We start from the raw sequence: 14,160 nt of genomic DNA on the forward strand, positions 1-14,160 counted from the left end.
TTCAACTGAAACCTCTATAAGGTAAAAGTGAAAAATATATATTAACAATAAATTCTAACCTAGTACAGAAATCTGCTTAAAAAATTATTTAAATCATTGATTGCAGCATCGTCATTACTTTCAATAGCATTTTGTATGCAATTATTTACATGATCCTGTAGTATCAGTTTTGATACGCTTTCAAGAGCTGATCTAGCAGCAGATACTTGGATTAGTATCTCTCCACATTCTTTCTTTTCCTCTGTCATGCGTTTAACTGCCTGAAGTTGTCCTATTATTCTAGATAATCTATTTCCTATTTGTCTTATTTTATCTTCGTCGTATTTTTCCATGGATCTTACCTCCATTTTAATTTTAATATTGACGTAAAACAAATTATAAAATTATGAATATGAGACTTTTATTCCATAGTGATTTGGAGATACATCTATACTTTCAGCTTCTTTAAAGCCGGCCTGTCTACATAACTCAATCATTTCCACTTTAGATATTCTCTCATGAACAGGAGGCCCCATCTTCATTTCTTTTTTATCCCAATCAATTATTAATAAATACCCGTCCTTTTTTAAAACTCTTTTTACCTCCTTAAAATACTTTATTTTATCTTCAACCTCGTGAATTACATTTCCTATTAATACATACTTTACAGAATTATCTTCAATGGGAAATGAATATTCCTTACTTTCCTTAAACTCTATGTTTCTTCTTCCTTCAGCATTTTCTTTTGCAATTTTTAAAATCTCAGGCATTATATCTATGCCAATAACCCTATTGTTTTTAAGAATTTTGGCTGCTGGGATTGTAAAATAACCTATACCACACCCAACATCTAAAAGTACCCCATCATCTTCAATATTAAATTTTTTCAAGGTTTGCTCAGGAGGCATTGTTCTTCTTCTTTCCGGATTATCTAATTTTTCAATGTTTTTAACGTTAAATTTATGCATTTTATCCCTTCCTTTATTCAACTATCCATTTATGTGACATTACATCTAAAAACAAAATTAGTATTTGCTTGTTTAATAAATCCTATAATAGCATAATAGCAAAAAAGTGATAACCTCAATTTCTAGTTATCACTTTCTGACCGAAAATATTTACAAAACTTTTTTATGAGATAATTTATCTAAATAGGAAACTGCATTTAATGCTGCTACCTGACCTTCTCCCATGGATTTTAGATACTGATATGGCTTTCCTACAACATCACCAGCTGCATAGCATCCAGGTAAGTTGGTTTCCATATCCCTATTTACCTTAATATGCCCCTCTTCAACTAATAATCCAGGTACTAATTGATCCGGTGATATATTATCTCTTAAAATAAATACTCCATCTGTTTCTAATTCAATATTTTTTAATATAACTTTGCTGACATTATTATCACCAGTTATTTCTAATGGTTTATCATTTATGATTTCTATATTATTATTTAAATCATATTCACCTTTAAACATAGGTATAAAATAAACCTTAGAAGCTAGTTCACTAACATAGTTTGCTTCTTCTATAGATTCCTTATTATAACCTATTATAGTAACTACCTTGTTCTTATATAATGGAGCATCGCAGGTTGCGCAATATCCAACCCCTCTACCAAGAAACTCACTTTCACCTTTAAATGGCTTCCCAAATGACACTCCTGTAGCTAAAATTAAAGATGCAGCCTCATAGGTTTTATCGTTAATCATTAATGCATAATAATCTCCCATAGCATATATGCTGTCAACTCTTTCATAGGTTATCTGAATATCCATTTTATCTAAATGTTCTTTAAACCTTTCAGTTAAGCCCTTACCGCTGATTCCATAAAAGCCAACATAATTATTTATTTGAGGTGCAAGGTACAGCTTATTGCTTAAATTCTCGTATCCAAAAATTATTATCTTTTTATTTCTGATATTTGCATTGATTGCTGCTGTTATTCCTGCAGGCCCGCTTCCTACAATAGCTATATCATATCTATCACTCATCTTATTATTCACCTCATAAAAGCATTACTTTGACAAACTAAATATATTCTTTCTTTTATATATTTATATGTTTTTGAAGTTTAGCTAAAATAGGCCCCTTTGGCATAAATCCAACAAATTGATCAATAGCCTTACCATTTTTAAATATTATAACTGTTGGAATGCTAAAAACATTATATTGCATTGCAATATCTTGATTTTCATCAACATTTAGTTTCCCAACTATAGCTTTACCTTCTAATTCACTACCAATCTCTTCAATAACTGGCCCAAGCATTTTACATGGTCCGCACCATGGAGCCCAAAAATCTACTATTACTGGAGTATCACTGTTTATTATTTCATTAAAATTTGATTGATTAATATTCATTCCTAAAATTCTCCTCCTTGTATATAGAAACATAAGAATGTCTATATATTATACGTTCTATTTTATACGTATACGGGGTATATGTATATATTACAACTTTATATTTAATTCGTCAATACCCATATTTATTAAGAATAAATTAATGGCATCCATATGAGTTATTACTTATTAATAAGTAATAACTCATATGGATGCCATTTAGGTTTAGCAAGATGATGATCTTGCTCCTCTAATAACAAAGCCTCTTTCAAACCAACTATTTGCATAGTCAACAACTGAGTTACGTACATGATCTTCAAGATTTGAATCATATACAACAGTAATTCCCTGTGATTCTACAACAACATCATTCGGCTTCTTTAACTCATCCAGAGTTAATTCTAATCTTGGACCGCCTCATCCAAATCCTCCAAATACTATTCTAAGCATTTGATTATCAGAGTTTTTCTTTTTCTCTATAATCTCTTTGAGTTTTACAGCAGCTATTTCTGAAACCTTTACCATTTTGTTTTCACCTTCCCTTTGTCACATCATCACTAATTAATGCAACTATTACTTAAATCAAATTATGTACCCCCGTATGGTATATTCTAATTTTATTATTTTTCTCATAAAGTGTCAACATATTATTTTTAATTAATTACTTTATTAAATAAAATGCAAGCATCATAAATATAGATACTAGTCCAAAGGTAAGATTATATCCTAGTAAATTAATAAATAGTCCACCTGCCAAAGGAAGAAGTACAACTAAAATATTTAATGTTCCTCGTATTCCAAGATACAACATTCTTTTTTCAGTAGGAGCAATATCCAATATATAAGATTCAAAACCTACGTATCTGCCGCTAGTTATTACTCCAATAAATAAGAAGATAATAATATAAGCTAAAGGACCAAGAGTTTTAATAAGCAGTGCTAAAATCGGAAGGCTACCCCCAACTAGAATACAAAGCCTTATTACTGTTTTAGAACCAAATTTTCTAGATACATAAGCCCAAATAAGATTTGACATAATGCTTCCAATTTCTTTTGATATAACAAAGAGCCCAATATAATTCATATAATTCATAAATGAATTTTTAATAAACATCATATAGAAAGGCAGGATCATTAAACTGAAACTTGTTACATTCTCAGTAATAATAAATCTTAGAAACCTTTTATCTCCTTTAAGTATATTAAAAATATTTTTAACAAGATTATTTTTGTCATCAGCTATTTTATTATCAATCTCTGAGTAAGGCTCATTAAGTCTCCAAAACCCTAAAGTTCCAATTGTTAATCCCATTCCTCCAATGAAAAAACTTAAGGCATAGTTAACTGGAAAACCAAGGGTATTAGGTCTAAAAATCCAGGCTACTAAAAAACCTCCAATAAGCGAGGCAATTCCACCTACGAATTCTCTTGTAGCGTAAAATTTTCCTCGTCTTTCTGAAGGCAAAAGTTTCCCAACAATATCTGAATATGCAATACCTGCAAAACCACCACTTATAGAAAACAAGAATAGTAGAAAATAGAGACTAATTAAAACAATAAATTTATTACTATTACCAAAGACCAAAGTAGCTGCAGCAACTCCAAAAAAGCTTATACCTCTCATGTATATTCCAATTATTAAAAATATTTTTTTCTTCACAAATCTCCTTAAATAATTACTAAATAAAAGATTGAATATCAAAGGTGCTCCAAGCATTATAGAATATAAGGCTCCAAAGGCAATAGTATTATTTGTTAGATTAGAAACCAAAGCAGGTAACACCGTGTTTATTTCAATCATAGCCATAGTTAGGTCTATAAAAAAACCGTGCCACATAAATGGCATATATATATTTCTATATTCTTTATTGTAAATTGAGCTCCTGCAAAATTTCGTGATTTTCATTATCTTTTCTCCTACAAAGAGATTTTTTAATAAATAGATATATTTATATGTTTACTTTTGAGAAACATCGAATATACCCTATATGGGTATAATTATAACATTCAATATTATCCTGTCAATGAAAATAATAAACCCAAAAAGAAAAAAAGAGGAATGTCCTATGACACCCTCCGTTCAATCTTTTGATAGTACACAAGAAATTAATTGCTTGGTGCAGTAAAGCAGCCTCTTCCTTGGCCATTACCCATCATTCCAATTCCTTGACCTCTTCCATGGCCTTGTCCTTGGCCAAAATTCTCAGTGCAATTTTGAATATTAGTTTTTAAATTTGCTTTAATATCTTCTCCCTCTTCCATAGTAATTGTTCCTTTAGCTACAGCACCATCTATGGCCTTTGACTTATTATCCAGTAGAGCTGCTTTTAACTGTTCCTGAGTCATGCCCTTTTCAGCTGCTAATTCATAAGGCGTTTTACCTGAATTTATTGCATTTGTAATATCTGTATCAGATAAACCCAGCTTATTTTTTAGGATATTTCTTATATAATCATATCCTCTCATTGATGTTATTCTCCCTAGCCCCAGTCTTTGATTAGATGAAACTGCATTAATAGTGTTATCAGTAGATGCAGCATATGCAGTTGCTCCCATACCTATTGCCAAAGTAAGTACTAAGGCAGAAATAATGTTTCTTTTTTTCATTCTCAATTCCTCCTTTAGTCGGAAACACTGAGCAATTAAGCTCTCTCGCTCCCGCTCGATAATTGCTCGTTAAAGTCCATTTAGGACTTTAACCTCCTTTTAATATGTTTACCACTCTATGGTACATCTTTATAGTATCCAAAAGTTTTGGTTAAATATTGGTGTAATTGTGATGGAATTGCAAATTTAATAGTTATCATGTAAATTAATATCTATTGCTGTATTTTTCATATAAACCTTTATATAACTCTACATGCAGTTTTACATCAGGAATTAAAATAATTTCACAAATTCATCACATTTAAAACAATCTTTAGTCAAATGTATAAAATACAATTATAATATTAATAAGCTATTAAATAATAAGGAAGGTTCTTTTATGAATAAAAAAATACTTATTGTTGAAGATGAAACTAAGCTTTCTGATGTAATGACTATATATTTAAGAAAAGAAAATTATGATGTGGTTTGTGCTTCTAATGGTAAAACCGCTGAAGATATATTAGCTGATGAATCCTTTGATCTAATAATTCTTGATATTATGCTTCCAGGGAAAGATGGCTGGGCACTCTTAAGAAAAATCAAGGCCATAAGTAATACTCCAGTTATATTAACAACTGCAAGAGGAGAGGAAGATGATAGAATCTTTGGCTTAGAATTAGGAGCTGATGACTACATGGTTAAACCAATCAGTATGAGAGAACTGGTTTTACGCGTCAAATTAAGAATTAATACCAAAAATAGTAAGCAGAAATCTTTAAGTTTTGGGGATTTAACAATCTTAGAAGAAAGCAGAGAAGTTGTGGAAAATAATTATCCTATTTATCTAACTCCAAAAGAATTCGATCTTCTGCTATTCTTAAGTAAAAATACAGAAAAGGTTTTTAATAGAGAGCAGTTATTAAGTATGGTATGGGGATATGATTTTATGGGAGATTCTCGAACAGTTGATACTCATATAAAAAAGCTAAGAGAAAAAATAAATTTTTGTGAAACTCATCTTCAAACTGTCTGGGGAATTGGATACAAGCTTATGCCCTAAACAGATAGAAATTCCTTAACACCATGAAAGGAGTATTTATGGATAAAATCACAATAAAACTTACAAAATATTTCATGCTTATAATTGCTTCAATTGTTGCCTTATGCCTCATAACAAGCAGTATATTCTTATCTAAATTTTATATTAATCAGCAGTATGACACTTTAGAGTCCTCTGCTAAGGAAATATATAATTCATTAAGCAATAAAGAACAAATTACTGATACAAATATTAGCGCAGTACTTATAAATGGAAACAATATTACATCCTTAACTCACGGCAAATCAGGCATGATGCCATTTTTACGTTCTACAAGTGAAAATAACTTTAATACTAAAGGAGTTTTTCAAAATGGCATGGGCACGGAATTCTTATACTATAAACTACAAACTAATTTAGGGGATATTGTGGTTTTCCAAAACAATCAGTATTCTTCAGATTATTTAAAAATAGTTTACATTATTTTGTTTTTTATATTTATATCTTCAATTTTACTTTCCATACCCATAATATCTTATGTGGGAAAAAAATTTACAAGACCTATACTAAAGTTACAAAAGGTAGCCTCTTCAATCTCAAAGGGTAACTTTGATGTAGACTGCAAAGTTAATACTAATGATGAAATAGAAGCATTATCAAGTAGTCTTAGCCAAATGGCTGCTGATTTAAAAAAGAAGTATCAACTTCAAAGAGATTTTATTGCAAATGTATCTCATGATTTTAAAACTCCCTTAAGTGTAATTAGAAGCTATAGTGAAGTAGTTTCAGATGGAATAGTTGATGAAGAAACTTCTAAAAAATACGCTGGTGAAATTATTAAAGAAGCTGATAGATTAAACTCCCTAGTTATGGATCTACTGCAGCTTTCAAAGCTTCAAGATGGTGCTTTTTCCCTTACTAAGGAATTATTTAGTTTATCTGAACTTATACAAAATTGTGTTAATAAATTTTATCCTCTAATTAATAAAAAAAATTTATCCTTTGATATTTCTATTGAACCTGTAGAAATTTATGCAGATAAAAAGTATCTTGAAAGAGTTTTATATAATTTTATTGATAATGCAATTAAATTTAGCTCTGAAAATAACAAAATCGAAATCTATACCACTCTCACAAACAGCACTTTAAAATTATCTGTAAGGGATTATGGATTAGTAATCGAGAATCAATTACAAGAAGATATTTGGGATAAGTATTATAAAAATTCACAAAGCGGCGGTATGGGTTTAGGCCTTCCAATCTGCAAAGAAATTTTAAAAGCACATGGTTTTCAATATGGAGTCCATAGTTCTGCTTCAGCTGGCACTGAATTCTATTTTGTTATAAGAATATAATGGCATCCATATGACTTATTACTTATTTATGCAGCTTCATGGGAGCCTTGTATTATTAATGAATTTATTATTCCTATAGCAACAACATAGCAGCACTGAAGTCCATAAACAACGTCATTTAATAGGCTTGGACACTCTTTCATATACTGCCTATGCTTTAATTCAATAAAGTCTATTATAGAAACATTTATGTTATTGTAGGCTTTAAGATCCAAATTATTGTTTATAACTTCTAAAGGACTAGATACATATTTTCTTAATTCTCTATCTAAATTTAATTCATAAAAGAAATGAACCGGCATCTTATCAATCCTTTTATTGTTATGAGGATAGCAAAAATAATCAGTAATATAATGAAGTACAACACCTAGTTCAGCTGAAAAATGCTTAAGTTGTTTTGAATTAACAGGAAGTGGCGTATTTTGAAGTGCTAAGATCATATCTGATATAATTTCAAATGATTCGTTTTTATAATGTGGTATAGCAATTAATTTAGGTGCAAAATCAGGTTTCATGCAACCATACCTTAGGTCTCTAAGCTCCAGTCTAAATCCAAGGTTGTCTAAAATATATTTATGAATAGTTTTACCAATTAGATTATGACTATAGACAAGCACAAATATCACTCCCTTAAATACATTTCTAAATTTATTACAGTTTAAGTATAGAAGAGAGTTAATAAGTTCACATTAAAATTATGTTAATTGATTATTAAATTTAATAGTAATTAAAGCTATAAAAATATAGCTTTAATTACTATTAGTAAAAAATACTAACCGGTATCTTAATCTCCCATAATAACATCCATAACATCTCGCCGCATACTAAGTGGTACATCTTTTGTAGGTTTTCCTAAGCGAACCAGCATTTGAATAGTACCTCCACCTGAGGCAAATTCGCGTTGAATACTGTTGTAGGGTTCTTTCATTTCTGGAAATTCCTCTAGAACCTGACTTAAGGGCTGCATAACTAGACCTAAACCATGAGCTTCAAGTATAAATCTGCTGTACAGCATACCGCTTTTCACCTGACTCTCTCGACTATTATCCTTTGTAGTAATCATTGCATAAGCAGGTGTATTGTCAACTGACTTCTTGGTAGATTGAATAAACGTATCTGAAGCAGTTTTCCCGCTGTTCATGGAAGGAAAAAGAGTTACCATACCTTGCATAATGTGTACCATAATCCCTGAAGTGCCTTGTCCCTCCACTGAAAAGCCATAACGGTACTTATTTTTTTCATACTCGTTACCCCTAAAAATAACTCTTGATTCCTCCATAACTCGACTTACACCTGCTTCAATGTTTGCCCCCTTCATTGCATAGCCAGCAAGTTTATCAAGATTTGTTTTGTCTTGATAAATCTTTATGGACATATTTGCATCTGTATTTATAGCCTCCAATTGCCTTACCTGATCAGAGGTTAATTTGGCTTGCTGGTAAGCCTCCCTATTTGTATCAGGGAGAAATATGGAATCATATTGAGAATTGTTTTGAGGCTTAGCCTTTGCAATCGTAATTTTTGCAACAGGTTTTGTTTTCATACTTTCAGACAGTTTTTCCTCATTATAATCCCCCTCTGGAAATAAATCTATTGAAGTTTCATATCCTAATTCATCTCCAGCCACTTTCACATATTCCAAAAATGTACCTTGGGTAATCATCATTTGTCGTGAAAGAGGATCTACCTGATTTGTTAGCCGGTCACTGTCTGCATATAAATAAAATATCTTTGGATCATTCTTGTCCAGTCGGACTTTCCAAGGCTGCATATTATGCCCATTTGCTGCTAATAACCCATGGGCTACAAGGCGAATTCTTGGATCCTCAAATTTTTGTGAGTAAGTCTTTTGCCAAGGTTCTAAATATTTCTGTGATTGAAAAATACCGCTTATAAATAATAAAGAAATAAAAGTAAGTATTAATAATATCCCAATGCTGAGAAAAATAATAAGCATAGTTTTTTTCACCTTCCTTCCACTCATTAATGAATACCTCCAGTTTGTATTGACCTAATTACAAGATTAAATGCTTCTGATATCAATTCTTCTGATGTGGTATTATGATAATTCCTAATATAATTTTCCTTTTTCTTTGCGATATTAAACACGCCAATCATGCAAGCCCATAAAGCCAGGGCAGTTTTTATAACATCCAAATCATTGCGGAAAGAACCTTCTGCAATGCCATTTTCCAGTGCTCTTATCAAATATCTAAGTACTTCTTCTCCAAGTGCATAACATTCTTCTCTTGATTTATCTGGAATGCCCTTTTGAAAATCAAGTTCACCATTTTCATACTCCATAATAGCCTTAAAATATTCCGGGTAATCCTTGCTGAACCCATAAAGGATCAATGCCATCTGTCTTATTTCTTCAATGGCATTTATAGCTTTTTCTTTTTGCAATTTGTTTTTCAACATATTAATTAGAAGCTTATAGCCTTTAATCATTATTTCAAAGTATATCTGTTCTTTACTATTGAAATAAACATATACGGTTCTTTTACTAAATTCAGCCTCTTTGGCCACATCATCCATGGTAGAATTATCATATCCTTTTGTAAAAAAGATTCTCTCTGCAGCTTCAATAATATCCTTTCTGCGTATTTCCTTTTCTTTTTCCTTTCTTTCATTTATTCCCAAGAATTTCACCCCTTAAGTTCAATATGTTGCAATAAAGTAAACTGTTAGTTTACTTTATTTTATGATTAATATTATCTAATGTCAATATATAAATTACAATAATTAATTAAGTTGACCTCTGCAAGGTAAAATGATAAATTATGAAAAATGGCAATATATGAAAGATTATTATATCAATTATTTAGTTTGCAATAAAAAAAATATAGATTGAATACTCTGTCCAAGAATTCAATCTATAGGTCTTTTTTTATAAATTATTTTATTTAAAGCTATATTAGTAATATTTTTCAATACAGTTTATCTGTTCAATTAGCCAAGTTTGTGCTTAAATCTTTTGCTTCATAGGCCTCATCACATGCAAAGATAAGAAATACTGAAGCTGCAATTGTTGCTAAAATAATCACCGCAGCCATTAAATAATAATACTTCATCAAATCAAGCAAGATACCAAAAATAAGTGAGCCCAAGGGAATTGCGCCTTGAGAAAACATCCCAAGTATAGCGAAAAACCTTGATCTCATTTCTTGTGGCACAAGATTTTGAAGGTTGGTTGAAATCGGCGTGTTTACAAAGGCATTAAAAATGCCCATAAATGCAGCACAAGTAGCAATGAATGTAAATAGTTTTAGGCCTGCACCGCCTAAAAAACTTACCGATACCGGGAAAATTGATAAGCTAAATATTAAAGATACTATTGTTTCTATAATAAGTCCCAATCTCATAAGCTTTTTTAGACCAAGATTTTTGAATTTTATTGAAATTGCTACATTACCAATTAGTATTCCTACAGTAAAAAAGCCCATAACATAGCCATAATACTGGGAACTAAAGCCAATTCCTTTTTTTAGGGCATAAGGCATTACAATGTCAAATATTGGAGCTAATAAAAAATTCGAAATCATTGCAAAGCTAAAGAGCTGTATCAGTCCCTTCTTTAGTCTTATGAATTTTAGAACTTCAATATTCTCATTTAAAAACACCTTTGGGTTTATCTTCTCTTTTACTACATTAACATGTTTATAGATAATTAATAAAGTTAGGAATCCTGATATAAAAAAGGAAGAACCGTTGATGATGAATACCATCTTAATACCCCAAATTCCATAGATTACTCCACCTAAGGCAGGTCCTAATATATATGCCGCTGCATCCAGTCCCCCCTTTAAGGAATTACCCTCAATTAACTGTTCACTGGATATTAAATCAGGTAGCAATGCCTGTGAGGATGAATTAAATATGCTGTCCATAATTGAAATAAATACCTGTAATGCAAACAAAGTGTATATACTAAATTCTCCCATCATTGCAAGAAAGCCCATGATGCATATAAGAGCTCCTCTTCCAATATCCGTAGCTATCATTACGTTTCTTCTGTTTTTTCTGTCTCCTATAATTCCGGAGAATGGTGCAGTTAAAAGCATAGGAACTAATGTCAAAACTGAGAAAACCCCCATAAGGGTCCCAGAGCCTGTCTTATCAAGTATATAAAGCGGCAGCGCTATCATCTGCACTCCACTGCCTGTATAAGAAATAAACCTTGCAATTAAAAATAACCATAAATTCTTCTTCCCCATAAACCCACCTATTCTTGTAATTTCAACTACCAACAGTAGTGATATAAATTATAAATTCCTCATTATTCTATTATAATATTTTTCATTTCATAATTATAGTAATTTTGTAACAAAGTTATATAATTTATAAAAATAAAACAGTAGACATGCTCCATTAAAATAGTGAAACATGTATAGAAACCACATCAGTTCTTTTTATATGCAAATTAGTATTATAAAAGTATTACAGCAGAAGTATAAATATGGTCTTTTAGAGTAATTGTTATGGCAATTAATTACGAATTATAATTAACTCATAGAGAAAACTTAGTAATAATTTAATATATAAGGAGGAGAAATCCATGAAAATTAATACTGATTTACTACATGCTCATCAGATGCATGATCCTGTAAACGGCTCACATGTAAGTCCGCTTTATCAAACATCAACCTTTGTTCTTCCAAATTTTGATGAAGCAGTGAGACTCAATCAGAACATAGACCAAGGATTTGTATACAGCAGATTTGGGAATCCTACAGTGGATGAATTTGAAAAAAAGATGGCTCATCTTGAACATGCTGAGGCTGCTTTAGGTTTAGGTTCTGGACTTGGTGCTATATCAACTGCAGTGATGTCACTTATTAAGGGGGTAGACCATATTATTTTCGGTGACGTAATATATGGCTGCACCTTTGCATTATTTACAAAGATCCTCCCTCTTTTTAATGTAGATTATACAATTGTTGATACAACTGATGTATCAGCTGTTGAAGCAGCAATAAAGCAAAACACATCGATGGTATACGTAGAAACTCCGGCAAATCCAGTTCTTAAAATAAGTGATATAAAAGCAATAGCCACTGCAGTGCATAAACATGAAGGCATAAAACTTGTTGTTGATAGTACTTTTGCATCGCCATATCTTCAAAATCCTATTGATCTTGGAGCTGATTTAGTTGTTCATAGTGCTACAAAATATCTTTGCGGTCACGGAACAGTAACAGCAGGAGTTATTGCAGGAAGCAAGAAATTAATAGACAGAGCAAGAATGCCATATCTTCAGTGTTTTGGAGCGGTGCTTGATCCATTTGCAGCTTGGCAGATTATGCAAGGAATCAAGACACTGGGTATAAGGATGGAACGACACTGTGAGAATGCAATGAAGGTTGCTGAATATTTGTCCGTACACCCAATGGTGGAAAAAGTATATTATCCAGGATTAAAGTCACATATTGGTCACGAAATTGCTAAAAAACAAATGAGGGGCTTCGGCGGCATGATGAGTGTTGATCTTAAGGGTGGAATTTATTCTGCTAGGATAGTTATGAATTCAGTAAAAGTAATTAGTCTTGCAACAAGTCTTGGTAATGTCGATTCTTTAATACAGCATTCACCGACTATGAGTCATTTTGATATGACACCTGAGGATAGACACAAGGTTAGCATATTTGATGGTCAGATTAGGCTTTCTGTAGGTATTGAAGATGCTGATGACTTAATCCAAGATCTTGAACAAGCTCTTAATAAAATAAAGTAAGAAATAGTCATAAAAATACAGGGGAGATTACCTTAGGTGGTAATCTCCTCTGCATTTTATATCCTTGAATAAGTTTGTATTAACTGCAGCCTGTTTTTTACTGCGAGCTTGGCAAATATATGGTTTATATGCTTTTTCGTTGTATTTATGCTAATGTGAAGTTCATTACTTATCTCAACAGTATCAAGATTCTTAATAATAAGTTTTACTATGTCTATTTCTCTTGATGTGAGGCCTAGTCCAATTAATTTAAGAGTTTTGTCCTCAGCTAAGAATGAGGGCTCTTTAAGTTTATTTTCGCGTATTAACCTTATTTCAATATGCTTCTTTAATATATCAAGTATATATATTTCCTTGTCAGAAAAATCACCTTGCTCATCGGTTCTGAAAAGGGCAAGTTCAGCCATAAGACTACCTTTATCCGTAACTATTATGCCCCCTCCATAGAAAAGATCATGCGGATGCATAAATGATTTGTAAATATCAGATTCTGTAAGTAAAGATTCAGGAATAAGGTCCGAGTCCCTAAAAGCAATTGTACGTCTAGTATTAACAGCAACTCTTCCAAACCTTGAGCTTTTAAACATGCTTTTATATCCCGAAAAAAACTCTTCATCTGCATTCATCATTATGGGATCTGACATTACTATGTTGCTATTTTCCTCAGATAATAGATAAAAAATCGCCTTTTCAAATAAAATAAGAGGCTTTAGTGCTTCAAGAAAATAATTACACATGAATTTCAAATCATCGGTGGAATGTATAATAATTAATATATCATTTACTCTTAGCCATTCTTTATTATCTAACATTAACTTAACCCCCATATTTTTTTATATAATAAGCTGTTTTATAATATTAATTGAAAGTAGGATTAAAACTTTATTGTCACAAGGATCAAATAAAATAGTTCTATATATCGAAACATTTCTTTACATCACTATTGTATTATAATTTTTGCTGTAAATACATTCCTTTTTTAGTGTTACAAAGAAACTCTCAACACAAGAATTATCATATTGGCATCCTGACCTGCTCATACTATATTTAATTCCATTACTCTCAAGAATTTCATAGTAGTTTTGTAACAACATATATAATTTATAAAAATAAAACAACAG

At 31.3% G+C, this 14,160-nt stretch carries 15 protein-coding genes; 3 read left to right on the forward strand and 12 right to left on the reverse strand.

The window, feature by feature from the left end; translation table 11 throughout:
- Nucleotides 1–59 precede the first annotated feature (59 nt).
- The 7 genes from ACJDUH_RS11655 to ACJDUH_RS11680 form a co-directional block, all read right to left on the reverse strand.
- Nucleotides 60–332 carry a metal-sensing transcriptional repressor gene (locus ACJDUH_RS11655; protein WP_406765374.1) on the reverse strand — a complete coding sequence of 91 codons (273 nt, stop codon included), beginning with the start codon at nt 330–332 and terminating at the stop codon, nt 60–62.
- A gap of 51 nt (nt 333–383) precedes the next feature.
- Complete coding sequence (locus ACJDUH_RS11660; protein ID WP_406765375.1) at nt 384–947, reverse strand: class I SAM-dependent methyltransferase; 564 nt, start codon at nt 945–947, stop codon at nt 384–386.
- Nucleotides 948–1,097: 150 nt separating this feature from the next.
- Nucleotides 1,098–1,973: an NAD(P)/FAD-dependent oxidoreductase gene (locus ACJDUH_RS11665; protein ID WP_406765376.1), complete on the reverse strand. Its 876-nt coding sequence runs from the start codon at nt 1,971–1,973 to the stop codon at nt 1,098–1,100.
- 55 nt (nt 1,974–2,028) lie between these two features.
- Entirely contained in the window at nt 2,029–2,343 is a 315-nt protein-coding gene (trxA, locus tag ACJDUH_RS11670; protein ID WP_406765377.1) for a thioredoxin, read from the reverse strand.
- Between the two features lie 204 nt (nt 2,344–2,547).
- Complete coding sequence (locus ACJDUH_RS19735; protein ID WP_479723055.1) at nt 2,548–2,847, reverse strand: HesB/IscA family protein; 300 nt, start codon at nt 2,845–2,847, stop codon at nt 2,548–2,550.
- A gap of 136 nt (nt 2,848–2,983) precedes the next feature.
- The gene (locus ACJDUH_RS11675) at nt 2,984–4,228 is read right to left on the reverse strand and encodes an MFS transporter (protein WP_406765378.1); all 1,245 of its coding nucleotides are present in this window, start codon (nt 4,226–4,228) and stop codon (nt 2,984–2,986) included.
- Between the two features lie 200 nt (nt 4,229–4,428).
- Nucleotides 4,429–4,929: a hypothetical protein gene (locus tag ACJDUH_RS11680; protein ID WP_406765379.1), complete on the reverse strand. Its 501-nt coding sequence runs from the start codon at nt 4,927–4,929 to the stop codon at nt 4,429–4,431.
- 379 nt (nt 4,930–5,308) lie between these two features.
- Here ACJDUH_RS11680 and ACJDUH_RS11685 point away from each other — a divergent pair, with 379 nt between their 5' ends.
- Complete coding sequence (locus ACJDUH_RS11685; RefSeq protein WP_406765380.1) at nt 5,309–5,971, forward strand: response regulator transcription factor; 663 nt, start codon at nt 5,309–5,311, stop codon at nt 5,969–5,971.
- A gap of 38 nt (nt 5,972–6,009) precedes the next feature.
- Complete coding sequence (locus ACJDUH_RS11690; RefSeq protein ID WP_406765381.1) at nt 6,010–7,305, forward strand: ATP-binding protein; 1,296 nt, start codon at nt 6,010–6,012, stop codon at nt 7,303–7,305.
- A 26-nt stretch (nt 7,306–7,331) separates the two neighbouring features.
- Here the strand turns inward: ACJDUH_RS11690 and ACJDUH_RS11695 are convergent, their stop codons facing one another.
- The 4 genes from ACJDUH_RS11695 to ACJDUH_RS11710 form a co-directional block, all read right to left on the reverse strand.
- Entirely contained in the window at nt 7,332–7,922 is a 591-nt protein-coding gene (locus ACJDUH_RS11695) for a zinc dependent phospholipase C family protein (protein ID WP_406765382.1), read from the reverse strand.
- 167 nt (nt 7,923–8,089) lie between these two features.
- A complete protein-coding gene (locus ACJDUH_RS11700) occupies nt 8,090–9,289 on the reverse strand; it encodes an Acg family FMN-binding oxidoreductase (protein ID WP_406765383.1) in 1,200 nt (399 codons plus the stop codon).
- Nucleotides 9,289–9,948, reverse strand: a complete 660-nt coding sequence (locus tag ACJDUH_RS11705) for a TetR/AcrR family transcriptional regulator (protein WP_406765384.1) — start codon at nt 9,946–9,948, stop codon at nt 9,289–9,291. The genes ACJDUH_RS11700 and ACJDUH_RS11705 overlap by 1 nt, the downstream gene beginning before the upstream one ends.
- A gap of 305 nt (nt 9,949–10,253) precedes the next feature.
- Nucleotides 10,254–11,522 (reverse strand): MFS transporter, encoded by a 1,269-nt coding sequence (locus ACJDUH_RS11710; RefSeq protein ID WP_406765385.1) that lies wholly within the window; start codon nt 11,520–11,522, stop codon nt 10,254–10,256.
- Between the two features lie 341 nt (nt 11,523–11,863).
- Here ACJDUH_RS11710 and ACJDUH_RS11715 point away from each other — a divergent pair, with 341 nt between their 5' ends.
- Nucleotides 11,864–13,039 carry a trans-sulfuration enzyme family protein gene (locus ACJDUH_RS11715; protein ID WP_406765386.1) on the forward strand — a complete coding sequence of 392 codons (1,176 nt, stop codon included), beginning with the start codon at nt 11,864–11,866 and terminating at the stop codon, nt 13,037–13,039.
- Nucleotides 13,040–13,095: 56 nt separating this feature from the next.
- On the opposite strand, the gene ACJDUH_RS11720 is transcribed toward ACJDUH_RS11715, so the two are convergent.
- Entirely contained in the window at nt 13,096–13,851 is a 756-nt protein-coding gene (locus ACJDUH_RS11720) for a helix-turn-helix domain-containing protein (RefSeq protein WP_406765387.1), read from the reverse strand.
- Nucleotides 13,852–14,160 lie beyond the last annotated feature (309 nt).

The organism is Candidatus Clostridium radicumherbarum (assembly GCF_045310525.1).
In the GTDB taxonomy this organism is placed as follows: Bacteria; Bacillota; Clostridia; order Clostridiales; family Clostridiaceae; genus Clostridium_AT; species Clostridium_AT radicumherbarum.

Coding starts and splice junctions, on each gene's coding strand:
- ACJDUH_RS11720 (WP_406765387.1), bottom strand. CDS start 13,851: ATGTTAGATAATAAAGAATGGCTAAGAGTAAATGATATATTAATTATT.
- ACJDUH_RS11675 (WP_406765378.1), bottom strand. CDS start 4,228: ATGAAAATCACGAAATTTTGCAGGAGCTCAATTTACAATAAAGAATAT.
- ACJDUH_RS11665 (WP_406765376.1), bottom strand. CDS start 1,973: ATGAGTGATAGATATGATATAGCTATTGTAGGAAGCGGGCCTGCAGGA.
- ACJDUH_RS11700 (WP_406765383.1), bottom strand. CDS start 9,289: ATGAGTGGAAGGAAGGTGAAAAAAACTATGCTTATTATTTTTCTCAGC.
- ACJDUH_RS11715 (WP_406765386.1), top strand. CDS start 11,864: ATGAAAATTAATACTGATTTACTACATGCTCATCAGATGCATGATCCT.
- ACJDUH_RS11690 (WP_406765381.1), top strand. CDS start 6,010: ATGGATAAAATCACAATAAAACTTACAAAATATTTCATGCTTATAATT.
- ACJDUH_RS11685 (WP_406765380.1), top strand. CDS start 5,309: ATGAATAAAAAAATACTTATTGTTGAAGATGAAACTAAGCTTTCTGAT.
- ACJDUH_RS11660 (WP_406765375.1), bottom strand. CDS start 947: ATGCATAAATTTAACGTTAAAAACATTGAAAAATTAGATAATCCGGAA.
- ACJDUH_RS11680 (WP_406765379.1), bottom strand. CDS start 4,929: ATGAAAAAAAGAAACATTATTTCTGCCTTAGTACTTACTTTGGCAATA.
- ACJDUH_RS11655 (WP_406765374.1), bottom strand. CDS start 332: ATGGAAAAATACGACGAAGATAAAATAAGACAAATAGGAAATAGATTA.
- ACJDUH_RS11710 (WP_406765385.1), bottom strand. CDS start 11,522: ATGGGGAAGAAGAATTTATGGTTATTTTTAATTGCAAGGTTTATTTCT.
- trxA (WP_406765377.1), bottom strand. CDS start 2,343: ATGAATATTAATCAATCAAATTTTAATGAAATAATAAACAGTGATACT.